This is a genomic window from Halodesulfurarchaeum sp. HSR-GB (assembly GCF_031432215.1).
Taxonomy (GTDB): domain Archaea; phylum Halobacteriota; class Halobacteria; order Halobacteriales; family Halobacteriaceae; genus Halodesulfurarchaeum.
The window spans coordinates 877,472-900,268 of the sequence record NZ_JAVKGN010000001.1; the positions used below are offsets into that span (position 1 = coordinate 877,472).

Here is a 22,797-nt window from a genome sequence, read left to right on the forward strand (position 1 = left end):
AAGTTTTGCCACTGACACGATATTAAAAGCTGCCGGTAAAACCAAGAACTGCGCTATTCCGCGAGCAGCGCAATCGCTTCCTGAACGGCCGCGTCGGCGTTGTCCGCATAGCCGTCAGCGCCGATCTCGTCCCGCCACTCCTCGGAGGTCGGCGCCCCGCCGACCATTACCTTCACGTCGTCGCGAAGGCCCTCCTCTTCGAGCAGTTCGACGACCTCTTCCTGGTGGTCCATGGTCATCGTCATCAGCGCGGACATGCCCAGAATGTCCGGGTCCTCCTCCCGGACGGCCTCGACGAAGTCCTCGTTCGGGATCTCGACGCCCAGGTCGATGACGTCGAACCCGTTTGCCTTCAGCATCGTGATCAGAATGTTCTTCCCGATGTTGTGGATGTCCTCGTCGACGGTTCCGATGACGACCTTGCCGGCCGTGTCCTCGTCGCCAAGGTCCATCTCGTCCAGCAGCGGCTCGACGAGTTCGACGCCGGCTTTCATGCAGTCCGCGGACATGGCGAGTTCGGGCAGGAAGACTTCCCCGCGGCCGAACTTGTCACCGACGGTCCGAACGCCCTCGGTCAGGCCCTCCTGGAGGATGACGAGTGGATTGAGGTCCTTGTCGATGGCCTCCTGAGTGAGTTCTGCCGTCTTGTCCTCCTCGAGGTCGATGATCGCCTGCTGGATGTCCTCGATGATGGGGTCGAGATCGTCGGCTGAGTCCTCGTCTGTCATGTGAATCCCTAACTGAATAGCTCGCTGTTGTGAGAATAAAGGTTATGGAAATCTCCCCCAACCATTCCGAAACTGATGCTTCGAAAACCGCCAGTACCTCTATTTTCAGGCCATTTCCGTGCCGAATCCGAGAAACCAAATCAAGAATTAACTAGTTCAATTCAGGTTGTAAAATGAACTTTCATTAGAAAAAACGGGTTTTCAATTAGGCCCGGTTCACGGACGGGAGCAGTGCTCCGAGGTCGAGTGCGTCAAGCGTCTCCCGGGTTGGGACGCCGCGTTCGTCCCAGCCCCGCTGCTCGTAGTAGGCACTTCGCATCGCTTCGAACTCCGGCTGGGAGATCTGCTCTCCGGCCCCCGGGCCGTCGGTGATCGGCTCTTCGAGTACCGGCGGGAGCGTGTCGTCGTCCCGGTCGAAGCCCTCCCGGACGTTGAACAGGCGAGTCAACGTCCAGATGCGGGTCCCGGCCCGTCTGAGCGCTGTGGGAGTGAGCTCCAGGCCGACCGCCGCGAGCCACTCCGCCCCGAAATCCGTGGTGTACAGCGTCTCGGTGAAGTCATCGGCGATCAGGCTCCAGAGCAGTGAGCGGTAGTCCTGTTCGGCGATGACTTCCCGGGCCCGCCGAGTCGGCTCGTCGAGGTCCGGCTCGAAGACGGCCGTCTCGATGGGTCGGGCCCGGCGGTGGCAGGCTCCCCGGTCACTGGTTGCGTAGGCCAGCGCCATGCTCGGTGCCCGTCGGGGGTCATAGGACGGCAGTTCCATCCCCTTGACCGTCGGGATCAGATCCTCGCCGCCGTAGGCCGCGGCGGCGGCGTCGATGCCGTCTGCCAGGGTGGCACCAAGCTCCGTCTCCCGGGCCGCGATCGCCTCGGCGAGTTCGATGGCGGATTCGATATCTCCGAACTCGCCCGCATAGTCGATCACGCCTTCCTCGCCGGCCCGGATGGCCCAGGCGATGGCGTTTCCCACGCCGATGATGTCCACCCCGAGGCGGTCACACGTCAGTCCGAGGGTCGCCACGTCTTCGAAGTCATCAATTCCGAGTCCCGCGCCCAATGTCATCTGCGTGCCCCCGCGTGGGGTACTTTCGCCCTCTTCGAACGAGACCGTGAACCCGCCGGGAATCGCTTCCCCCTCGTGTTCGCGCTCGTAGTCCGTCGCCTCCACGGCCTCGATGCCGATTTCGTCTGTGCCCTCGAAGGTGCTCTCCTGCCAGCCGCGGGTCGAGAGGGCCCCGATCTCGTCGGCGAAGTCCACGGACTCCACCGTCTCGCTGGCCCGGTGCCAGTCGTCGGTCGGCCCGTCGCCGAACCGTTCCTCGTACTCGGTCCGGAGGTCGTCCAGTCCGGAGACTGGCTCGTCGGCCGCGATCACGGCCTTGAGCCGTTTCGATCCCATGACGGCCCCTGCACCGCCCCGGCCGGCGTGGTGATCGCCGCCGTCGGAGGCGATTGTCGCGTAGACCACCTCGTTCTCCCCGGCTGGGCCCGTGCAGGCGACCGCCGCGTCGGAGTGGGTGGCACAGGCGGCTTCCACGCCCTCGCCCCATGCCGTGGCCGGTTCGATGGACACGTTCCCGTCGGAGACGACCAGGGAAACCGGCTCTGGCGCCTGGCCAGTCACGATGATCCCCATCGTCTCGCCGAGGCTGCCGGCCAATCTGGCGGCAAAATCACCGCCGCTGTAGGAGTCCAGAAAGGTCCCGGTCAGCGGCGACTTGGTGATCGCCGCGTAGCGTGGCTCCCCCGGGATCAGTCCCGAGAGGGGGCCGACCATGAACAGCAGCGCGTTCCCCGGGGCGAGCGGGTCGACGCCGGGGTCGGTTACTTCGTGGAGGTATCTCGCGCCCAGGCCTTTCCCGCCGATGTACTGCCGGCGCCACTGCTCGGGGATCGGCTCCCGGCGCACGTTCCCGTCGGTCAGGTCAACTCGAAGGATGGCCGTTCGACGGGGCGGGGCTCTCTCCGTCGTCACGCCTGTCGATAACAGAGTCGGGTTCAGAAGTCCACCGGTTTCGGCCAGTCCCGCGGCATCGCCGGTCGCTGGAACCGATAGTTTTTTGCTGATGGCCTTTTCTCGTCTTTTGATATGTTGGGCCGATTTCCCGTTCCCATCTCGGTTGGCGGACGGCGGCCGAATCGGCTCGTCGGCACGACTACCGCGGACCTGTAGTACTGGTGACCTATTCGCCCCTCCGCAGTCATGCGGTTTTCCATAGCGTGAAACGCCGACCGCCATTTGATGGCATCGATATTTTATACATGGTTTTTCATCGACTTCGTTAGTTATATGTGCTAAGTCTGCTAGAAGAACTGTTGTGGGGCCGGTTCACACCCTCGCGAAGCGCGGATCGAACGTGGACACCCCGAGGTACAATAAATGAGTTCGAACAACCTACCCGACAGCGCCGGTACGGTAATTATCGGCGCCGGTATTGTGGGGAACAGTCTCGCATACCATCTCGCAGACCAGGGCGTTGAAGATATCCTCCTCGTCGACAAGGGACCCCTCCCGGACCCCGGCGGATCGACGGGTCACGCGTCGAACTTCCTGATGCCGGTCGAGCACTCCAAGGAGATGACCGAACTCTCCTATGACTCGATCGAGCAGTACAAGGAAGCCGGCGTGTTCACCCGCTCCGGTGGGCTCGAAGTCGCTCGCTCCGAGGAGCAGATGGAGGAGAACAAGCGACGAGTGCAGTCCGCGAAGGCCTACGGCGCCAGTGCCGAGGTCATCGACGCCGAGGAAGTCAAGGAGATGGTGCCCTACATCAACGAGGACATTATCAAGGGCGCCATGTACTGTGAGGACGCCGGTGTGTGTGACTCCCTCCAGTTCGGCGAGATCTGCCGCGAGCGCGCCAAGGACATGGGTGCGCTGACGGTCTCCCCGAACACGGAGGTCACGGACATCTTCACAGAGGGCGACACCGTCACCGGGATCGAGACCGACCGCGGTGACGTCGAAGTCGAGGATACCCTCATCATCGCCGCCGGTCTCTGGAGCCCGAAGCTGGCCGAGATGGCCGGCACGCGCATCCCGCTGAAGCCGGCCGTCCACCAGATGATCTCCGTCGGCCCCATCAAGCAGTTCGAAGAGCGGGGCGTCGAGGGCATCGAGGACCCGATCGTTCGGGACATGGACCACCGCGAATACGAGCGCCAGCACGGCAGCGAGATCGAGGTCGGTTCCTACTCCCACCGCCCGATGCTGTGGGACATCGAAGACGTGCCCTCCATCGACGAGGCACCGCTCTCCCCGACCCAGCCGCCGCTGACTGACGAAGCCTTCGAGGCGTCCATGGAGCACGCCCTCGAGCTTATGCCCGAGATCCTGGACGACCCCGACGCGGGGATCCGTCACTCGATCGACGGCCTGCTCTCGATGACCGCCGACGGTGGCCCCGTCGTCGGTCCGGTCAAGGACCTCGACAACCTGTGGTCCGTGGCCGCCATCTGGATCAAGGAGGCCCCCGCCATCGCGAAGGAAGTCGCCCGCTGGATGACCGAAGGCTACGGTGCCATCGACACGGACCTCGAAGGCATCAACATCGCCCGCTACGACGAGTACGGGCGGGCCGAGCGCTACGTCGAAGAGCGCTCCAAGGAAGGCTTCCGCAAGATCTACGGCACGGTTCACCCCAAAGAGCAGTGGATGTCCTCCCGTCCGCTCCGGACGACGGGCTTCCACGACCGCCTGGAGGAGCACGAGGCCGAGTTCTGGGAATCCGCCGGCTGGGAACGGCCGCGCTGGTTCCGTGAGAACGCGGACCTCCTGCAGGAGTACCAGGAAACCATCAGCGAGTTCCAGCGTCCCAACGAGTGGGACCGGCGCTGGTGGTCCCCGATCATCCTGGCCGAGCACCTGCACATGCGTGACAACGTCGGCCTGATCGGCGACATGGGCTTCGGTATCTACGAGTTGCAGGGCCCCGATGCCCTGGAGATGGCCGAGAAGCTCACCGTCGGCCGCATGGATGTCGACGTGGGCAGCCTGGTCTACACCCCGGTGCTCGACGAGGACGCCGGCTTCCGTGCTGACCTGACTGTCGTGCGTCTCGGCGAGAACAAGTTCCGCTTTGTCACTGGTGGCGGCGACGCCGGCCACGACAAGCAGTGGATCCGCCAGCACATGGAGGACGACATGGATGTCGAGCTCGTCAGCAAGAGCTCCGCTCTGGGCACGATGGGTGTCTGGGGTCCGAACGCCCGGAAGGTCATGCAGGAGGTCACCGAGGAGGACATGTCCGACGAGGCCTTCCCGGCCTACACGGCCCAGGAAGTCCACATCGGTGACGTCGAGGCCTTCGCGATGCGTATCTCCTATGTCGGCGAACTCGGCTGGGAGATCTACGCCCCGATGGAGCAGACCGGTCGCCTCTGGGACACCATCTACGAGGCCGGTCAGGAGTACGACCTCCGTCCGGTCGGGACGGGTGTCTACGGCTCCACCGGTCGCATGGAGAAGGGCTACCGCCTGATCGGTGCCGAACTCGAGCACGACTACAACCCGGTCGAGGCTGGCCTGGACTTCCACGGTGTCAAGGACGCCGACTTCATCGGCAAGGACGCCTACGTGGAAGCAGTCGAGAGCGAGCCCGCCGCGAAGCTCTGCACCCTGGCCGTGACCGACCACGCCCCGAACGGTGGCGAGGAGCGCTACCCGCTCGGCGGCGAGCCGGTCAAGGACCTCGACGGCAACGTGCTTATCGACGACGAGGGCCGCCGCTCGTACACCACGAGCGCCGCGACGGGCCCCTCGGTCGGCAAGCACATCATGCTGGCATACATCCCGACGGATATCGCAGAGGAAGGCAAGGAGCTGCAGGTCGAGTACTTCGGCGAGGACTACCCGGTCGAGATCGTTCGCGTCGGCAGCAAGCCGCTCTTTGACCCGAGCAACGAACGGATCCTGAGCTAAACGGACTGGGACCGGTCAGTCCGCTCGGGGTCTGGGACTTCGCCGGTCAAATTAGACACTTATCATAATCATGGAAACATTAGCCTGTATCAAACGCGTCGCTGACACCGGGGCGGAGATCGTACTGACGGATGACAAGCAGTCGGTGGACGCCTCCGCCGTGGGGTACACGATGGGTCCCCACGAGGAGTGTGCCATCGAAGCGGCTGTCCAGGTCGTCGAGGAGGAGGGTGGCGAATCCACCGTCCTGAGTCTCGGCCCCGAGGACACGGAAGACCAGCTTTACGAAGGAATCGGTCGCGGTGCCGACAACGGCGTCCTCCTGGAGACGGCGGGCGGCGACTGGGGGCCGGAGTCCACGGCGACGGCCATCGCCGACGCCATCGAGGGTGACCTCGCGGACTTCGACCTCCTCTTCTTCGGCAACGAATCGGGCGACAACGCGAACTACCAGGTCGGTATTCGCGTGGCCCACGAACTCGATCTGCCGGTCGTCACCGGTGCGAAGGACCTCGAGATCGACGGTGACACGGCGATCGTCAAGCGTGACGTCCCCGGCGGCTCGGAGGTCTTCGAGGTCGAGACTCCGGCCGTCGTGACCGTCAAGGAGGGCCTGAACACGCCGCGCTACCCGTCGATGCGGAGCCGGATGCAGGCCAAAAAGCAGGAGATCCAGACGATCGACCCCACGGAGACCGACGACCGGCTCCAGATGGTCGAACTGGAGACTCCGGAAGCCGAGGACAGCGAGGCAGAAGTCCTCGGCGAGGGCCCGGAAGCGGTCGACGAAGCGGTCGAAGTCATGGAAGAACTGGAGGTGCTCTAAATGGTACTGACACTCATCGAACACGCCGACGGCGAGATCGACGAGACGTCCCTGGAGATGCTTACCCTCGCCCGGGACCTGGCCGAGCAGGTCGGCGAGGACGTGACTGCGGCGATGTTCGGCGGCGAGGATCTGGCTGCCGATCTCGGCGAGTACGGCGTCGACACCGCCTACGTCTGTACGGGCGATCTCGCGGAGACCTACGCCCCCGAGGCCCGCGCCGAAGCCCTCGGTGCGCTCTGTGACGATCTCGAACCCGCCGCCGTCTTCGGCGGCGGCACGGACACCGCAAACGAGGTCCTGGCCCACCTCGGGGCCAAGCGGGACCTCCCGATGTCCGCCAACACGACGGAGATCGAGACGGACGGCGAGACCTGCGAGATCGAGCGCCACCGCTGGGGTGGCAGCCTCATCGAGCACGCCACGATGGAAGGCGAGACGAAGCTGTTCACCACGCCCGACCACGAACTCCCGATCGAGGCCGTCGGCGACGGCGAGGCCGCCGTCGAGACCCTCGAGCCCGAACTCAGCGAGGGTGCCTGGGAGGTCCAGGTCGACCGCTTCGAGGAGTCGGACCTGGAGGGTGTTCCGCTCCCCGAGGCCCGCATCGTCGTCGGTGGCGGTCGCGGTGTCGGTGGCGAGGAGGACTTCGAACAGCTCGAAGAACTGGCTGACCTGTTCGACAACGCCACGGTCGGCGCGACCCGGATCGCCGTCGACGAAGGGTGGCGGCCGCACAACGACCAGATCGGCCAGACCGGGCAGAAGATCGCGCCCGAACTGTACATCGCCGCCGGCATCAGTGGGGCCGTCCAGCACTGGGTCGGCGCCAAAGGGTCGGAGAACGTCCTCGCGATCAACACCGATCCCGAGGCCGCGATCATGTACAAGGGCGATTACGCGATCGTCGGCGACCTCCACGAGGTCGTCCCCGAGCTGATCGACGCCGTCGAAGCCGCGAAGTAACGTCGCCGCTCGATTTTCTTTTTTTTGTTCGATAGCGACCGCTGTCGCTCGTTCGGGGCAAAAAATACGGAAAAACTGAACCCGGTCTACGGCAGTTCGACTTCGACGTCGTTCTGGAGGCCCGCGGCCTTGACCGTGTTGTAGAGCAACATCGTGATCGTCATCGGGCCCACACCGCCCGGCACGGGGCTGATGGCGTCGACGACGTCTTTGGCGGACTCGAACTCGACGTCACCGACCAGTTCACCGTCCACGCGGTTGGTCCCGACGTCGATGACCGTCTGGCCCTCCGAGAGCATCGAGCCGTCGATCATCTCCGGGACGCCGGCGGCCGCGATGACGATGTCGGCGTTCTTGGTCTTCTCCTCGAGGTTCTGGGTCCGGGAGTGACAGACCGTGACGGTGGCGTTGCCGTTCTCGGTCTTCTGCATGAGCAGGTTCGCGACCGGCTTGCCGACGATGTTCGAGCGGCCGACGACGGTGACGTCCTTGCCCTCGGTGTCCACGCCGGCGTCCTCGATCATCTTGATGACGCCGTGGGGCGTACAGGGCTTGAAGCGGGCGTTGCCCGTGACCATCCGACCGACGTTCTCCGGGTGGAACCCGTCGACGTCCTTCATCGGGTCGATCTCGTTGAGGACCCGCTCCTCGTCGACGTGATCGGGTACCGGTAGCTGGACGAGGATGCCGTGCACTTCGGGGTCCTCGTTCAGGTCCTCGATCGTGTCGTAGAGCTCCTCGGCCGGCGCTTCGGGATCGATCTCGACGTGGAAACTCTCCATCCCGATCTCTTCACAGGCCTTCTGTTTCATCGAGACGTAGGTCTCACTTGCGGGGTCGTCGCTCATCAGGACCGTCGCGAGGCCGGGTGTGATGTCCTCGTCCGTGAGTGTTTCGACGCTGTCTTCGAGATCAGCGCGAATCGAGTCCGCGAGTTCGTTACCGTCAATAATGTATGTCATGGTTCGACCGTGCGTTCGATAGGTTCCCTCGAAAGCACCTTGAGGTTTTCTAGAACGACTCGCCAGCCGCACATGAATACCCCCTAAACTTCGGCAGTGCAAAGAGTGAAAGCCGTGTGCCGGCTATCATGGGTACACATGACACAGGATCCAGTTCGCGATCTCCTGGCCGATCCGCACTTCGAGTTGCTACCCTTCGCCGGGCTCTTCGACCAGGCGGCGGCGCTTCCCGAGGGCTCGACCGTTGCGCTCACTGCCTCGCCGGACAAGGGTGTCGACGAGACGGTGGAACTCTCGACCGAACTGGCGGATCGCGGCTTCGAGGTCTCGGCCCACATCGCGGCCCGGGCGGTCCGGAGTGACGAGCATCTGGAGACGATCGCCGAGACGCTTCTGGACGCTGGGGTCGAGGACATCTTCGTTCCCGGCGGTGACAACGAGACGCCTGAGGGCCCTTACGACTCCGCCTATGCCCTGCTCTCGGACCTCGAGGAGATGGAGTACGAGTTCGAGCGGGTGGGCATCACCGGCTATCCGGAGGGCCACCAGTTCATCGACGACGACACGCTCCGGGAACACCTCCTGAAAAAGGAGCCGTACGCGGACTACATCGTCACCCAGATGACTTTCGACCCGGACGCAGTGGCCGAGTGGGCGCTGGAGATCCGTGAGGACGACGTCGAACTCCCGATCATCGTCGGGGTTCCGGGCGTGATGAAATACCAGCGCCTCCTGAGCATCTCCCGGGAGATCGGGGTCGGCGATTCACTCTCCTATCTCCGCAAGACCACCGGCGTGTTTGACTTCATCAAGCAGTTCCTGGGATCCCGCGGGCAGTACGCGCCCGATGACTTCATCCAGGGGATCGGGGAGTACTACGCGGATGACAGCTACGGCATCGAGGACGTCCACCTGTACACGTTCAACCAGGTCGGGGACACCGAAGCCTGGCGTCAACAGTACCTCTAAGCCTCGCGACTCAGCGCCGCCAACCGGTAAGATTTGCAGATAGAGCGCCTGAAACCCGGACGGACATGGGAAGAATTAACTTTCCCGCTCATCCAAATTTAGTTGATGTTCACCTTCGAGGCCGAGCAAGAGGTCTATGACGTCAACGGGACGAAGATGGGCGGACAACCCGGCGAGACGCCCACGCTGATGGTCGGCAGCATCTTCTACAAGGGAGACAAGGTCCAGGAGAACCCCGAGACCGGCGAGTTCGACGAGGAGGCAGCCCGAGAGGCGGTCAAAAACGTCGAGGAACTCTCCGAGAAGACGGGCAACCCGGCCGCCTTCGACACGATCGGTGACTCCCCCGAGGCCCTGAAAAAGCACATCGAGTTCATGGCCGACGTCACCGACGCGCCGATCTTCATGGACGGTCCGACCCCGTCGATCCGCGCCGAGGCCGCGAAGTTCGCCGGCGAGATCGGCATCGAGGACCAGATCATCTACAACTCCATCGAGTCCTCCACCAAGCAGGTCGACGAGGAGATCGAGGCCATCCAGGAGTCCGGCATCAACAGCGCGGTCCTGCTCTCGATCGACACGACGGACATGTCCATCGACGGTCGCCGGAACGCGCTGGACGAGAACCTGGAGGTCGCCGAGGAGGCCGGCATCGACCAGCCGATCGTCGACCCCGGCATCATCGACATTCCGGACTCGGGCTACGTCGCGAAGATCATCCACGAGCTCAAAAACGAGTACGGCATCCCGATGGGCTGTGCGCCCCACAACGAGGTCATCCAGTGGGAGATGAACGACCCGCTCGTGGAGAACTCCCGACAGCTCCGGCAGGCTGTGGCCAACTCGGTCATCGTCCACCTCGGTGCTGACTTCAACATCTACGGTCCGGTCCACGGGGCCGCCGAGATGTACGAAGTCATGTCCACCGCCGACGCCTACGTCGCCTACGGCGCGCAGATGGGTGAGGGTCGCCGCGCGGACACCGACCACCCGCTGTTCAAGATCTTCCGGTAAGTTCTCCCGTTCGTTCTTTTTCGCGTCGAAAAGAACCGCTCTCAGTCCTCGGACTCCGCCGCTTCGAGCCTGGCGGCTTCGAGTTCGCGCCGCCGCATGACCTTCTCCTTGACGTGTGGGTACAGATCGAAGTCCTGGTGAGGGAGATACATCGACTCCATGAAGTTCTCCTGGAAGACATCTGTCCCGGCGATCTCGAAGTACTCGACCTCGTCGACGATGCGCTCGGCCTCGGCCCGTCGCTCCTTGTCGAGGAGTGCCAGCTTCGCCCCCACGCCGGCGGCGTTGCCAAGTGAGACCACGTCGTCCGGGTCGATGTCGGGATACATCCCGATGGTCATCGCGGAGTGTTTGTCGATGTAGTTCCCGAAGGCCCCGGCCATCAGCACTCTGTCGGGGTTCTCGATGTCCAGTTCGTCCATCAGGACCCGCGTTCCGGCCTGGATCGCGGCCTTTGCCATCTGGATCGAGCGGATGTCGTTCTGGGTCAGCACGATGTCCTCGGCCAGGGCGGCCTCCTTCTCGTAGGCCACGACGTACTCGAGTTCCCCGTCGTCGTTCTCTCTCACTCGCTGGTGATCGAGTACCTCGTCCCGGAACTTCCCGCGCTGATCCACGAGGCCGACCTCGAAGAGCTGAGCGAGCGCGTCGATCACGCCCGAACCGGTGATACCGTTTGGCGGCTCGTCGTCGATGGTCTCATAGGTCGGATCGAGCGTTTCGGGGTCGATCCGCAGGGTCTCGATCGCGCCGGACTGGGCGCGAACCCCATAGCGCAGTTCCGCCCCTTCGAGGGCGGGCCCGGCCGGGGCGGAGGTCACGAGCATCTCCTCGTCGTTGCCGACCGAGATCTCCCCGTTGGTCCCGATGTCGATACAGACGGTGGTCGGGGACTCCTTGTAGTGCCCCGAAACGAGGAGGACCGAGACCTTGTCCGGGCCGACCCAGCCGCCACTCACGGGCAGCCAGTAGACATAACCCGCGTCGTTGATGTCGATGCCCAGTTCCCGGGCCTTCACGGCGATCGGGGCCTCGCGGGCGGCGACGTAGGGCGACCCGGCCACGTAGGTCGGGTCGATGCCCAAAAAGAGGTGATGCATCGCCGTGTTGCCCACGAAGACACTCTCGTAGATGTCCTCGCGATCGATGCCGGCCTCCTGGATGACCTCCTCGATGGTCTCGTTGATCCCCGTGCGGATCTCCTCCTTGAGTGTCTCCCGCCCGTCGTCGTTCCGGCGGGTGTACCGCATCCGGGTCATGATGTCCCCGCCCTGCTTGGTCTGGGGGTTGAGCTGTGAGCTGATCGCCTCGGTCTCCCCGTTTTTCAGGTTCACCAGGTAGGTCGCGACCGTGGTGGTCCCGATGTCGATCGCCAGCCCGTAGGCGGTCTCGGAAAGCCCCGGCTCGACGTCGATGATCTCCTGATCGTCATAGACCGTCGCGGTGACCTCCAGCCGGTCTTCGGTCTCTTCGGCCCGCATCTGGTTCGGCAACTCCCGCTGGATCTCGTAGTCGACGTCCTCGATGTCGATCTCGTAGGTGTCCGCCAGGGCTTCCCCGATCCGCTCGAAGTCCGCGACGTTGTCAGAGAGTGAGGGGACCGGCAGGTCGACGTGGTACTTCTTGACCAGCGGGTCGATGGCATATTCCAGTTCTTGGCCCTCCGTGAGGACGATCCCGGCGGTCTTCTGAGAGTCCGGTGGCACCGTCACGGAGACCTCGCCCGGGTCGCTGACCTTGGCCCGACAGGTGAGTCGATAGCCGTTCCCCAGTTGCTCCGAGGAGAGGGTCTGTTCCTCGGCGGTGGTGATCGGCGTGAGGTGTTCTTCGCCCTCGCCGATAATCGCCTTGCAAGTCCCACACCGGCCGTTGCCGGCACAGAGTCCTTCGATGCTCACGCCGGCGTCTTCGGCCGCATTGAGCAAGGTGGTGTCCGGTTCCACGTCGATCGTCTTCTTCCAGGGATAGAACGTGACCCGCGCCTCCTCGGACATGTCTTGTCTATGGTACACGATGCCTATACAAAAGGGAATTGAAGGAAGTCCTTTTGGCCCGTAGTCGTGGGTAGATCGTGGTGTTGGACCGATTCGAAATGTGAACCCTCAAGGCCGCTCCGGGCGGACCCCCCACGATGACCGATCGGGACGTGACTCACACGGTCGAGACGGTGCCACTGGCCCGCCTTCCGTCCGGACGGACGGTCGAGACGGTGCTTCACCGATACCGGGGGGACCCCGACGGGCCGACGGTCTACCTCCAGGCCCTCCAGCACGGCGGGGAAGTCAACGGCGCGGCCGTGCTTCGCCGCCTGCATGATCGATTGACCAAAAGCGCCCTCGCGGGGGAGGTGCTCGCGGTTCCGGTCGCGAACCCCTTTGCCTTCGACCACCGGGTCTACATGGCTCCAACCCGGCTGGACGCGATCAACTCGAACATGAACCGGCTCTGGCCCGGGAACCCCGACGGGACGCTGATGGAACGGCTCGTGGACAGCCTGTGGCAGCGGGCCGCCGGGGCCGACGCCATCGTGGATCTGCACACGGGTGGGCCCTACATGCGGTCGCATACGCGTTTCACCCCGGGCGATTCCCGTTCGCGGGACCTCGCCCGGGCCTTTGGCCTCGATCTGATCGTCGCGGACGGCTCGCCCATCGCGGACCCCGATACTGGTGGCCAGGGCAAACTCCGGGAGATGGCCGCTGCGGCCGGGATCCCGGCCATCACGCCGGAACTCGCTCACAGCCGCGAGATCGTCGACGCCTCCGTCGATCGTGGCGTCGCGGGGGTCGAGAACGTGCTGGTCGAACTCGGGGCCATCGACGGCCTGCTCCAGACGGCCGAACCGACGGTGGGCACCGAGAAGACGCCGCTTTTCACCGAGGAGTCGGGCCTTTTCCGGTCGAATGACCTCTCGGTCGGGGACCGAATCGAGGCCGGAACCGAGATCGGCGAGGTCTTCGATCCGACCAGCTACGAGTCCCTGCAAACCATCGTCGCCGACCGGGCCGGGATGTTGCTCTCGCTCAATCGTGGCTCCACCGTGATGGAGGGGGAGTCGATCGGGAGCCTGATTACCGTCGAGTAACCGGCGGGACGGCCGGGTGACGGTTGGCTTTTTACCACGGGCCCGATAGGGCGGGCATGAACTTCGTGACGGACCTCGGCCTGGACGACGGCCTCACGGCCGTGGTCGGGGCCGGCGGGAAGAAGAGCACGATCTACACCGTTGCCGGCGAACTCGACCGGGCGGTCGTCACGACCACTGTCAGAATTCCGCCCTTCGACGAGCACGTCGCCACGTTACTGGAGACGGCTCGGCCCCGGGACGCCCTGGAATCGGTCACGGACTGGCCGGTCGGGCTGGTGCCGGGCCAGGAGGAGAACCGCTATCTGGGCTATGACCCCGACGTTATCGACACCCTCAACGGAAGCCAGAGGCCCGAGGCCATTCTCGTGAAGGCCGACGGCGCGCGAAACCGGGACTTCAAAGCCCCCGGCGAGAACGAGCCACGGATTCCGGAGACCGCCGATCGCGTGCTCGGCATCGCGAGCGTGGCGGCAGTCGGGAAGCCCCTCGACGAGGAGTGGGTGCACCGGCCGGAGCGAGTGGCTGGGCTGACGGGGCTCGAACCGGGCGATCCGATCGGCGTCGAGGACATGGCCACGGTCCTGTCGAGCCCCCAGGGGACCGAGAAAGGGGTTCCCGAATCGGCCACCTTCCTGCCGGTCCTCAACAAGGTCGATGACGACGCGGATCTGGAAACCGCCCGCGAGATCGCCGATCGCGTGCTCGAATCGGGGCGGGCCACCCAGGTGGCGCTCACACACCTGTTGGGACCCGGCGAGCCGCTACTCGAACTCCGGAGGTGAACTACCCCTGCCTACTCACTCGCGGCTGAGCCGCTCGTTCCTTGAGGCAGGGGCTTCCTGCTTCCAAGACGCGCTTTGCAGGAACCAGGGTGGTTCCCGCAGGGAGCGCAGTCTCCACAGGCGTTGATTCGGAGTGACCCACTCCTAGGTCGCTGAGTCCGCGAGAAAGAATGTTCCACGCTGCGTTTGCGTCTCTGTCCGCCTCGAAGCCACAGGCAGGACAGGAGTGCTCACGCACCCACAGCGGTTTGTCGGTTTCGACGCCACACTGCGCGCACTCTTTGGTGGTGCCGTCAGGGTCAACTTCCACGAAGTGCGTGCCTTCGCGCTCACACTTCGTTTCGAGCAGATCGGTGAAGGTGTTCCACGCCGCTGAAGCTGTGTTGCGGCTGTTACGCGGCGATTCGAGCATGTCTTTTACGTCGAGGGCTTCGACGGCCACCAGCTCGTACTCCCGAGCGTAGTAGTTCGAGAGTTTGTGCAGGAAATCACGCCGCTTGCGCTTGATGTCGAGATGGCACTCAGCGACACGCCGACGTTGCTTCTCCCAGTTGTTCGACTCGTACTCTTTGCGCGAGAGCTTCCGTTGCTCACGTTCGAGCCTGTCGCGTTCTTCCGAGAGGTCGAGTGATCCGATTGCCGTCCCGTCAGTATCGTGGGCATACTTCAGAATCCCCACGTCAATCCCGACCACCTCCTCGGCGTCGATCTCCTCCAGCGGTGGCTTGGCTGGCGGTTCTGTGTCCATCTCGATGCCGAAGATGGCGAACCACTCGCCAGTTTTCTCTTTTTTGAGCGTGACTTCTTTGACGGTGGAGTCCTCGGGCAGCGGTCGGTGCAATTCGATGGGAATGTCTGCGAGTTTCGACAGCGACAACACGGTCTGGCCACCCTTCTTGTCGAGTTCGAAGCCAGACTGGTTGTAGGTGAAACTGCGAAACTCGCGTGGTGATTTCCATCGGAGTTCACCAACCTTGTAGCCCTGTTCTTTGAGTTTCCCGAGTGCGTTGATGTTTTTCGCAATCCGCATGACGGTGGGCTGGAGCACCTTCGAGTAGATATCGGTGAGTGCGTCCCACCAGTCTTTGAGGTCGGGAAGCTCGTCACGAATCTTGCGGACACGCTGTTTGACAGTGCCCTCGTCCTCGGGAATCTGGTTGAAGCGGTACAGGGCATGGTTGTAGAGTTGGCGACAGGTATCGCGGTGGTAGTCCAGCGTCTCACGCTGGCTGTCGGTCGGCCTGAGGCGATACCTGTAGTTGTAGTTCATGTTCGCTGGTTTTCGACGTACTCTTTCAACACATCCAGTGAGACTTGTCCAGTCGAGATGAGACAGTACGAGTCGTTCCAGAATGAATCGCCCCACAGGTCGGTTTTGAGTTCATCTTCGTACTCGTTGCGGATGCGTCGAGCAGTCGCACCTTTGACGGTGTTGATGAACTTCACGAGGTCTGTGGTTGGTTCAGCCCGGAACAGGATGTGAACGTGGTCGTCTTCACCGTCGAGATTGGTCAGTGTGACACCATACTTGTCCGCGAACCCCTCGATGACCCCGCGAATAAATTGGGTTCGCTCCTCGGTGAGCACACCACGCCGATACTTGGTGGTGAGTATCAGGTGGTAGTGGAGTGAATACACCGAGTGTGCTCCCGTGTCGAGGTCGTACTCCATTGGGTTCGGTCAATAATTATGTACCCTAGTAGAAAGAAATTACGACTGCGTGGGCCTGTGGGTTGGGAATAGAACAGTATATGGAAGACGATGACGGCGTTGACGAATCGCGGAGCGATTCGTTCGCACACCAGAAATCTTCGATTTCTGGGGACGCTGTATCCCCTCCCTACTGCGCTCCTTGTCCGCTGGCGCGGACTGCGGTGCTCCTTGAGGGAGGGGGCTTAGCGCCTGTATTCAGCTAACTACTCGTTTTCGGGCGGATCGAGGTCCACTCCCGAGAGGTTGACCGCCCGTCTGTAGGCATAGAAGAAGTAGCCGAGGAACCCGGCTGCACCCACGAGTATCAGGACCAGATAGCGGGTCCAGCCCCATTCGAGGCCCGCCTCGCGTAGCAGGACCATGTCCCTGGTCGCATAATAGGCCGCCACCACGCCGATCAGGCGGAAGACGATGAAGGGCGAGCCCCCGAAGATGATGAGGGCGTCGACGATCGCATACAGGATGGCGACGACCATCCCGCGCCGGAAGAAGGTGTTGTCTATTTCCTCGGCCGAATCCAGATACTCGCTCATGGTCCCCGATTGGGGAACCCCGGTAGTAAACCTGTGGGGGCTCAGTCGGCGCCGGACTCGGCGACGTCGACGGAGACCGTGGCCGCGGCGACCTTGAACTCGGGGATCTTCGCCACCGGGTCCACGGCGTCGTTGGTGACCCGATTCGTCTGGGAGTCGGCGAAGTGCGGCGTGGTCCAGACGACACCCTGTTTGGTCTTCTCGGTGACGACGGCCGTTACGTCGATCTCGCCACGGCGGGTGCGAAGTTCGACCACATCGCCGTCTTCGATCCCGCGGGCGTCCGCGTCGACGGGGTGGACGTGGATGAAGTTGTGGTCGGTCTTCCGCATGAGGTTCTCCGAGCGACGACTCATCTCGCCCGTGTTGTAGTGCTCCTCGATGCGGCCGGTGGTCAACACCAGCGGGTACTCCTCGTCCTCGACTTCGGCCGGCGGCTGGTGGCTCACGCCGCGGATCTTCCCCAGGCCGTCCTCGGTCGGGAACTCCTCCTTGTGGAGGTACTGGGTTCCGTCGTCATCGGTCGTCTCACAGGGCCACTGGATGCCCTCGTCGCCGATCCGGTCGTAGGTGATACCGCCGTAGATCGAGGCGACCTCCCGGAGCTCCTCGAAGACCGCTTCGGGCCCGTCATAGTCAAAGCCCTCGCCGAACATCCGGGTCCCGATCTCACTGACGATGTCGAAGTCGTGGCGGGTGTTCCCCGGCACGTCCACCGCGGGCCGCATGCGCTGGACACGACGGTCGGTGTTCGTGACCGTCCCGCCGCGCTCGACCCAGGAGGTGGCCGGCAGGACCACGTCCGCGAGTTTGGCGGTCTCGGTCATGAAGATGTCCTGGGCGACCATGAACTGCAGTTCCTTCAGGTTGGCCTCGACCTCGTTGGAGTTGGGTTCGCTCAACACCGGGTTCTCGCCCATGACATAGAGGGCCTGGACCTCCTCACCGGCCGCGTCGGTGACTTCCAGGCTCGTCAGGCCGTTCTCCGGGGGCACCTCGAAGCCCCAGATGTCCTCGACGTGGGCGCGGTCCTCGGGATCCTCGACCTCCAGATACCCCGGGAGGACGTTCGGGAGCGCCCCGACGTCACTGGTCCCCTGAACGTTGTTCTGGCCCCGAAGCGGATTGACCCCCGTCCCGGGCTTGCCGAGGTTCCCGGTCACCAGCGCGAGGTTGATGAGGTTCTGGACGTTGTCGGTGCCACAGGTCTTCTGGCTCATCCCCATGCCAGTGAAGATGGCGCCGTTCTCGGCCTCCGCGAACGCTCGGGCGGCCTCGCGGATCTCTTCCAGGTCCACGCCTGCGGTTTCGGCGGCCTGCTCGGCGTCGAAGTCAGCCAGTTCGGCCTCGAGGGATTCAAAGCCCTTCGTGCGCTCGGCGATGAACTCCTCGTCGTAGAGTTCCTCCTCGAGGATCGTCTCCAGGACGACGTTCAGAATCGGGATGTCCGTCCCCGGTTTCACCTGCAGGTGGATGTCCGCGACCTCCGAGGTCTTGTTCTCGTGTGGGTCGACCTGGACGACGGTCGTGCCGTCGTTTGCGGCCTGTTTGAAGTACTTCGAGTGGCCGATGACGTGCTGTTCGGCCGGGTTCGCGCCCTGGATCCAGTAGGCGTCCGCCGAATCCCGCAGGTCGGCCATGCTGTTTGTCATCGCGCCAGCGCCCAGGCTGTCTCGGAGTGCGGCGACGGTCGAGGCGTGACAGAGCCGTGTGCAGTTGTCGACGTTGTTGGTCCCATAGCGACGGGCCAACTTCTGCATCAGGTAGTTCTCCTCGTTCATCACCTGCGAGGAGGCGAAAAAGCCGGTGGCGTCCGGGCCGTACTCCTCCCGTACCTCCATGAGGCCCTCGACCACGCGGTCGAGGGCTTCCTCCCAGGTCGCCTCGCGGAACTCCCCGTCCTCTTTGATCAGCGGTTCGGTGAGTCGGTCCTCGTGGTCGACGTGCTGGACCGCCGAACTCCCCTTGATGCACAGCGCCCCCTCGTTCACCGGCGCATCGAACCACGGCTTGAAGTTGACCGAGCCGGGTTCCTCGCCCGGTTCGAGTTTGAGGCCACACCCCACGCCACAGTACGGACAGATCGTCTTGACTAGTTCGTCCTCGGAGCTCATGATGATCGTGTTCCCGGGTGTCCGGGTTCGGTGTACGTACTCACGGAACGATTAATAAGCTTCGCCAGCGGGGGCTCCTCGCCGGCTCTCCGTAGACGGACCTGTTCGTCTCGGAACCAAAGAAAAAATTCGACTCAGGCGATGGCGCGACGGCCTAGAACAGGCCGGAGATCGTACCGTCCGCGTCGATGTCCATGTCGGCGGCCGCCGGACGGGCGGGCAGACCGGGCATGGTCATGACGTCGCCAGTGAGCGCGACCACGAAGCCAGCCCCAGCGGAGGGGTACAGCTCGCGGACGTCGAGGGTCCAGCCCTCGGGGGCGCCCTTCTTGGACGGGTCGTCACTGAGCGAGTGGAAGGTCTTCGAGAGCACGACCGGGACATCGTCCATGCCCATCTCCTCGAGCTGGGCGATGTCGTCCTCGGCGGAGCCGACGTAGTTCACGCCGTCCGCGCCGTAGATCTGGGTCGCGACGGTCTCGATCTTCTCCTTGAGGGAGGCGTCGAGATCGTAGAGCGGCTCGAAGCCGCCGTCGTAGTTCTCGACGGCGTCGGTGACCTTCTCGGCGAGTTCGACACCGCCCTCGCCACCTTCGCCGAAGACCGTGGACTCGGCGACCTGCACGCCGTCCATCTCCTCGTAGTGGTCACGGACGGCCTGGATCTCCGCGTCCGTGTCCGAGGGGAACCGGTTGATGGAGATCGTGACCGGCAGGCCGAACTGCCGGAGGTTCGAGACGTGCTTGTCGAGGTTCTCGAAGCCGGCCTCGACGGCGTCGACGTCCTCCTCCTGCAGGACTTCCTCGCCCTCGAAGGGCCACATGTCCAGCCCGTGGTACTTCAGGGCGCGGACGGAGGCGACCAGGACGATCGCGCTCGGCTCGATGTCGCCAAGCTGGCTGACGACGTCCATGAACTTCTCGCCGCCGAGGGCCGAGCCGAAGCCGGCCTCGGTGACGAGGTAGTCGCCCATCTTCTTGCCGACGTAGTCGGCGAGCAGGGAGTTCGTCCCGTGTGCGATGTTCGCGAAGGGACCGCCGTGAACCAGGGCGGGGGTCCCCTCGATGGTCTGCACGATGTTCGGCCGGAGGGCGTCCCGCAGCAGGATGGCCGTGGCGCCGGCAGCCTCGATGTCACCGGCCGTCACGGGTTCGCCGTCCTCGTCGTAGGCGACGATGATGCGGCTGATGCGCTCCTTGAGGTCCTCGATATCCTCGGCGAGACAGAGGATGGCCATCAGCTCGGAGGCGGCCGTGAGCACGTGTTCGTCCATCCGGGTGACGCCAGCGGAGTCGCCGGCGCCCACGATGGTCTGACGCAGGGCGCGGTCGTTGTGGTCGACCGCTCGCGGCCACGCGACGCTCCGGGAGTCGATGTTGAGCTCGTTGCCCTTCGAGATGTGGGCGTCGAGCATCGCGGAGATCAGGTTGTGTGCGGCCGTGAGTGCGTGAATGTCGCCCGTGAAGTGGAGGTTGATGTCCTCCATCGGCAGGACCTGGGACCAGCCGCCGCCGGCGGCACCGCCCTTGATCCCGAAGACCGGGCCGAGCGACGGTTCGCGGACCGCGATCATCGCGTCCTCGCCGATCTGGTTCAGCGCCTGACCCAGACCGACGGTGGTCACCGTCTTGCCCTCGCCCATCGGGGTGGGGGTCATGCCGGTGACGAGGATGACGTCGCCGTCCTCCTTGTCGCCCTCCAGGAGTTCGTCGATGGCGTCCTGGCTGATCTTGGCCTTGTAGTCACCGTACAGCTCGAGGTCGTCCTTGTCGAGCCCGAAGGGCTCTGTGACTTCCCAGATCGGCTGTTCCTCTACTGATTTTGCAATCTCGTAGTCTGTCTCTGGTTCCGAGGACATATCACTACGTTTGTTCGGCACATCCCCTCATTAATCTACTCATCTTGCCTGATAGGACCGCCGGACTGCCCGAACGGCGAACTCGTGCTGGAAAGTCGAACCCGGCGATCACTTGGCACGGGAACGCCTCACGAAATTCACTGCGATCGCTCATCTCCCGGCGTCTCGAAGGCGTTTTGCCAGCAGGTGGTCCCCACTCAAAACATGTTACAGACACACTTGGCATTTGGTACCATGGCCGATCGAACCCGTGTCTAATCACTGATAGCTATGGCTCAGCGGGTCGATCGATCTGGGTCATTTTCCAGGTGCAAAAAGAACTGCGCCGACCGAAACTGTTGCAGCGACCGATCGCCGTTAGGCGTTCTCCCAGACCTCTTCTTTGGCCGATTCGTAGAGTTCGTCGAGTTCCGCCTGGGTCTCCTCGTCGAGTTCCGGCTTGGAGTAGGAGTCAAGCAGCTCCTGGACGCGGTCGTGGCCCATCTCGAAGGCGGACTTCTCGCCGTCGCCCTTCCAGTCACCGTGCGAGCGCTTGTCGACGACTTCCGGGATGAGGAACTCCTTCCCGGCGTACTTGAGCGTGTGGGACTCGCCGAGGAAGTGATCGTCCGGATCGATCGACTCGACGATGTCCAGGGCCAGCATCTCCTCGTTGATCTCGTAGCCGTCCTGGAACCGGTCGAGGAAACGCAGTGCCTCGGCGTCGAGGACGAACTTCTCGGGGGAGATGGTGGAGTAGGACTCGATGATACCCGCGGAGTGCAGGATGAAGTCCACGCCGGAGAGTTCCGCCACGCCGTTGACCAGCATCGACTCGAAGCCAGCCTGGTAGTCCACGGACTTCGAGTCGGTCAGCCCGCCGCCACCGCGGGACGGGACGCCGTAGAACCGGCCCATCGTCCCGGCGACGTTGGCGAACAGCGCGGACTCGGCGCTGCCAATGGAGAGCGAGCCATAGCGCATGTCCAGATTCGAGGCCGGCACCCCGTAGACCACGGGGTTGCCGGGGTTGATGAGCTGGGTCAGCGTGATGCCCATCAGGTTCTCGGCGTTCGCGAGGGCGACTGCCCCGGCCATGGTGCCCGGGCCGGAGGCGCCGGCCTGAATGAACGACGAGACGACCGGCGCCTGGCCTTCCTTGGCCAGCCCGACCAGTCCGCCGGTCATGGCACTATCGAGGGTTCGCGGCGGCACGGTGTTGACCAGGCCGGCCGCGTAGGTCTTCGAGAGGTCGCGATCGCCGACGGCGATGCCGACCATCTCGAGTGTGGGGTCCGTGCGGTCCTGGCCGTAGGTCGAGACCATCACGGGCAGGTCCGTGTACTCCAGGGACCGCTTGACCATCTCGAGGTGCTTGACCTCCTGGTCGACGTTGGTGGGCTCGGCCACGTTGTAGCCCGTGGAGTTGATCACGTCCTCCTCCTGGGCCAGCTTCATGAACATCTCGTAGTCTTCGATGGTCGAACTGCGTCGACCGTCCTCGAAGGTCCGGATGTTCGGCGCGCCATAGCCCGGGGCTCGGAAGGTGTCACCGCCGCCGATCTCCAGGTTGTTCTCGGGGTTGCGCGCGTGGAGGGTGAAGGACTCCGGCGCCTCCTCGACTTTCTCCTCGATCAGCGAGCGGTCGGCCTTGACCAGATAGTCGTCCTCGATGGTCGCTCCGGCCTCCTCGAAGTACTCGATGGCCTCGTCGTGCTTGACCTGAATCCCCAGCTCCTCGATGATGTACATCGACGCCTCGTGGATGGCTTCTTTGCCTTCCTCGTCGAGGCGATCGATGAACGGCGTGTCCTGTGTTTCGAGATCGAAGTCCATACTCATAGTCCAACACGATATTCAACGTATCGTCAGTTAAGTATACCTGAAACCGTCTCGGTTTCGCCGGTACCGACAGTCGGCGGCTACGCCTCGTCGTAGCCGCCCTCGGCGACCTCGTACTCCCCGAAGTCCTGGACGGTGCCGATCGGCGGGGCCCCGAACATGATCCAGACTGTCGGCTCCTCACCAGTATTCAACACCTGCCGGGGGACATCACAACCGATCCGCACGATTCCACCCTCCGGCACCTCGTAGTGCTCGCCGTCGATGTAGACCTCGCCCGGCCCCCTGTGACAGACGTAGATCTCCTCCTGGCGGGTGTGGCTGTGATAACCGACGACCTCACCTGGGTCGACCGTGACCTGATTGATCCGCATCTCCTGGGCCCGCAACTCGCCGCTGAGTTTGGTGTGAGTCACGCCCGACTCCGGGAACGGCGTCTCCGGGACCGAATCCGGATCGACGATCTTGAAGTTCTCCGCCATCACCGGCCGTTCGTCCGCCT

The 22,797-nt window shown here is 63.6% G+C and carries 18 protein-coding genes; 7 read left to right on the top strand and 11 right to left on the bottom strand.

Annotated features, from left to right (window positions below):
• Positions 1 to 53: 53 nt before the first annotated feature.
• Together RH831_RS04735 and RH831_RS04740 are read right to left on the bottom strand one after the other, a co-directional pair.
• Positions 54 to 728 carry a corrinoid protein gene (locus tag RH831_RS04735; protein ID WP_310553108.1) on the bottom strand — a complete coding sequence of 225 codons (675 nt, stop codon included), beginning with the start codon at positions 726 to 728 and terminating at the stop codon, positions 54 to 56.
• A gap of 205 nt (positions 729 to 933) precedes the next feature.
• A complete protein-coding gene (locus RH831_RS04740) occupies positions 934 to 2,703 on the bottom strand; it encodes an aldehyde ferredoxin oxidoreductase C-terminal domain-containing protein (protein WP_310553109.1) in 1,770 nt (589 codons plus the stop codon).
• 405 nt (positions 2,704 to 3,108) lie between these two features.
• Here RH831_RS04740 and RH831_RS04745 point away from each other — a divergent pair, with 405 nt between their 5' ends.
• The 3 genes from RH831_RS04745 to RH831_RS04755 all read left to right on the top strand — a co-directional run bounded on the left by RH831_RS04745 (position 3,109) and on the right by RH831_RS04755 (position 7,441).
• Positions 3,109 to 5,649, top strand: coding sequence for an FAD-dependent oxidoreductase (locus tag RH831_RS04745; RefSeq protein ID WP_310553110.1), 2,541 nt, complete (start codon positions 3,109 to 3,111; stop codon positions 5,647 to 5,649).
• Positions 5,650 to 5,719: 70 nt separating this feature from the next.
• Positions 5,720 to 6,475 (top strand): electron transfer flavoprotein subunit beta/FixA family protein, encoded by a 756-nt coding sequence (locus RH831_RS04750; RefSeq protein WP_070365574.1) that lies wholly within the window; start codon positions 5,720 to 5,722, stop codon positions 6,473 to 6,475.
• A complete protein-coding gene (locus RH831_RS04755; protein ID WP_071933420.1) occupies positions 6,476 to 7,441 on the top strand; it encodes an electron transfer flavoprotein subunit alpha/FixB family protein in 966 nt (321 codons plus the stop codon).
• Between the two features lie 86 nt (positions 7,442 to 7,527).
• Here the strand turns inward: RH831_RS04755 and RH831_RS04760 are convergent, their stop codons facing one another.
• On the bottom strand, positions 7,528 to 8,403 hold the full coding sequence (locus RH831_RS04760) for a tetrahydrofolate dehydrogenase/cyclohydrolase catalytic domain-containing protein (protein ID WP_310553111.1): 876 nt from the start codon (positions 8,401 to 8,403) through the stop codon (positions 7,528 to 7,530).
• Between the two features lie 138 nt (positions 8,404 to 8,541).
• Here RH831_RS04760 and RH831_RS04765 point away from each other — a divergent pair, with 138 nt between their 5' ends.
• Positions 8,542 to 9,372, top strand: a complete 831-nt coding sequence (locus tag RH831_RS04765) for a methylenetetrahydrofolate reductase (protein ID WP_310553112.1) — start codon at positions 8,542 to 8,544, stop codon at positions 9,370 to 9,372.
• 105 nt (positions 9,373 to 9,477) lie between these two features.
• Positions 9,478 to 10,386, top strand: a complete 909-nt coding sequence (locus RH831_RS04770) for a hypothetical protein (RefSeq protein WP_310553113.1) — start codon at positions 9,478 to 9,480, stop codon at positions 10,384 to 10,386.
• A gap of 41 nt (positions 10,387 to 10,427) precedes the next feature.
• On the opposite strand, the gene RH831_RS04775 is transcribed toward RH831_RS04770, so the two are convergent.
• A complete protein-coding gene (locus RH831_RS04775; RefSeq protein WP_310553114.1) occupies positions 10,428 to 12,380 on the bottom strand; it encodes an ASKHA domain-containing protein in 1,953 nt (650 codons plus the stop codon).
• A gap of 137 nt (positions 12,381 to 12,517) precedes the next feature.
• On the opposite strand from RH831_RS04775, the gene RH831_RS04780 reads away from it, so the two are divergent.
• A complete protein-coding gene (locus RH831_RS04780) occupies positions 12,518 to 13,471 on the top strand; it encodes a succinylglutamate desuccinylase/aspartoacylase family protein (protein ID WP_310553115.1) in 954 nt (317 codons plus the stop codon).
• A 56-nt stretch (positions 13,472 to 13,527) separates the two neighbouring features.
• A complete protein-coding gene (yqeC, locus tag RH831_RS04785) occupies positions 13,528 to 14,256 on the top strand; it encodes a selenium cofactor biosynthesis protein YqeC (RefSeq protein ID WP_310553116.1) in 729 nt (242 codons plus the stop codon).
• A 1-nt stretch (position 14,257) separates the two neighbouring features.
• Here the strand turns inward: yqeC and RH831_RS04790 are convergent, their stop codons facing one another.
• The 7 genes from RH831_RS04790 to RH831_RS04820 all read right to left on the bottom strand — a co-directional run bounded on the left by RH831_RS04790 (position 14,258) and on the right by RH831_RS04820 (position 22,777).
• Positions 14,258 to 15,526 (bottom strand): transposase, encoded by a 1,269-nt coding sequence (locus RH831_RS04790; RefSeq protein ID WP_310553117.1) that lies wholly within the window; start codon positions 15,524 to 15,526, stop codon positions 14,258 to 14,260.
• Positions 15,523 to 15,927 carry an IS200/IS605 family transposase gene (gene tnpA / locus RH831_RS04795; protein ID WP_310553118.1) on the bottom strand — a complete coding sequence of 135 codons (405 nt, stop codon included), beginning with the start codon at positions 15,925 to 15,927 and terminating at the stop codon, positions 15,523 to 15,525. Before tnpA ends, RH831_RS04790 begins: the two co-directional genes overlap by 4 nt.
• Positions 15,928 to 16,172: 245 nt before the next feature.
• Entirely contained in the window at positions 16,173 to 16,502 is a 330-nt protein-coding gene (locus tag RH831_RS04800; protein ID WP_310553119.1) for a hypothetical protein, read from the bottom strand.
• Positions 16,503 to 16,543: 41 nt separating this feature from the next.
• Positions 16,544 to 18,616, bottom strand: coding sequence for a formate dehydrogenase subunit alpha (gene fdhF, locus RH831_RS04805; protein WP_310553120.1), 2,073 nt, complete (start codon positions 18,614 to 18,616; stop codon positions 16,544 to 16,546).
• A 154-nt stretch (positions 18,617 to 18,770) separates the two neighbouring features.
• The gene (locus RH831_RS04810; RefSeq protein ID WP_310553121.1) at positions 18,771 to 20,474 is read right to left on the bottom strand and encodes a formate--tetrahydrofolate ligase; all 1,704 of its coding nucleotides are present in this window, start codon (positions 20,472 to 20,474) and stop codon (positions 18,771 to 18,773) included.
• A gap of 357 nt (positions 20,475 to 20,831) precedes the next feature.
• On the bottom strand, positions 20,832 to 22,295 hold the full coding sequence (locus RH831_RS04815) for a trimethylamine methyltransferase family protein (RefSeq protein ID WP_310553122.1): 1,464 nt from the start codon (positions 22,293 to 22,295) through the stop codon (positions 20,832 to 20,834).
• Positions 22,296 to 22,375: 80 nt separating this feature from the next.
• Entirely contained in the window at positions 22,376 to 22,777 is a 402-nt protein-coding gene (locus tag RH831_RS04820) for a cupin domain-containing protein (protein ID WP_071933415.1), read from the bottom strand.
• Positions 22,778 to 22,797: the final 20 nt, after the last annotated feature.

Coding starts and splice junctions, on each gene's coding strand:
- RH831_RS04790 (WP_310553117.1), bottom strand. CDS start 15,526: ATGAACTACAACTACAGGTATCGCCTCAGGCCGACCGACAGCCAGCGT.
- fdhF (WP_310553120.1), bottom strand. CDS start 18,616: ATGAGCTCCGAGGACGAACTAGTCAAGACGATCTGTCCGTACTGTGGC.
- RH831_RS04745 (WP_310553110.1), top strand. CDS start 3,109: ATGAGTTCGAACAACCTACCCGACAGCGCCGGTACGGTAATTATCGGC.
- RH831_RS04750 (WP_070365574.1), top strand. CDS start 5,720: ATGGAAACATTAGCCTGTATCAAACGCGTCGCTGACACCGGGGCGGAG.
- RH831_RS04815 (WP_310553122.1), bottom strand. CDS start 22,295: ATGAGTATGGACTTCGATCTCGAAACACAGGACACGCCGTTCATCGAT.
- yqeC (WP_310553116.1), top strand. CDS start 13,528: ATGAACTTCGTGACGGACCTCGGCCTGGACGACGGCCTCACGGCCGTG.
- RH831_RS04810 (WP_310553121.1), bottom strand. CDS start 20,474: ATGTCCTCGGAACCAGAGACAGACTACGAGATTGCAAAATCAGTAGAG.
- RH831_RS04780 (WP_310553115.1), top strand. CDS start 12,518: ATGACCGATCGGGACGTGACTCACACGGTCGAGACGGTGCCACTGGCC.
- RH831_RS04765 (WP_310553112.1), top strand. CDS start 8,542: ATGACACAGGATCCAGTTCGCGATCTCCTGGCCGATCCGCACTTCGAG.
- tnpA (WP_310553118.1), bottom strand. CDS start 15,927: ATGGAGTACGACCTCGACACGGGAGCACACTCGGTGTATTCACTCCAC.
- RH831_RS04775 (WP_310553114.1), bottom strand. CDS start 12,380: ATGTCCGAGGAGGCGCGGGTCACGTTCTATCCCTGGAAGAAGACGATC.
- RH831_RS04735 (WP_310553108.1), bottom strand. CDS start 728: ATGACAGACGAGGACTCAGCCGACGATCTCGACCCCATCATCGAGGAC.
- RH831_RS04770 (WP_310553113.1), top strand. CDS start 9,478: ATGTTCACCTTCGAGGCCGAGCAAGAGGTCTATGACGTCAACGGGACG.
- RH831_RS04755 (WP_071933420.1), top strand. CDS start 6,476: ATGGTACTGACACTCATCGAACACGCCGACGGCGAGATCGACGAGACG.
- RH831_RS04820 (WP_071933415.1), bottom strand. CDS start 22,777: ATGGCGGAGAACTTCAAGATCGTCGATCCGGATTCGGTCCCGGAGACG.
- RH831_RS04800 (WP_310553119.1), bottom strand. CDS start 16,502: ATGAGCGAGTATCTGGATTCGGCCGAGGAAATAGACAACACCTTCTTC.
- RH831_RS04760 (WP_310553111.1), bottom strand. CDS start 8,403: ATGACATACATTATTGACGGTAACGAACTCGCGGACTCGATTCGCGCT.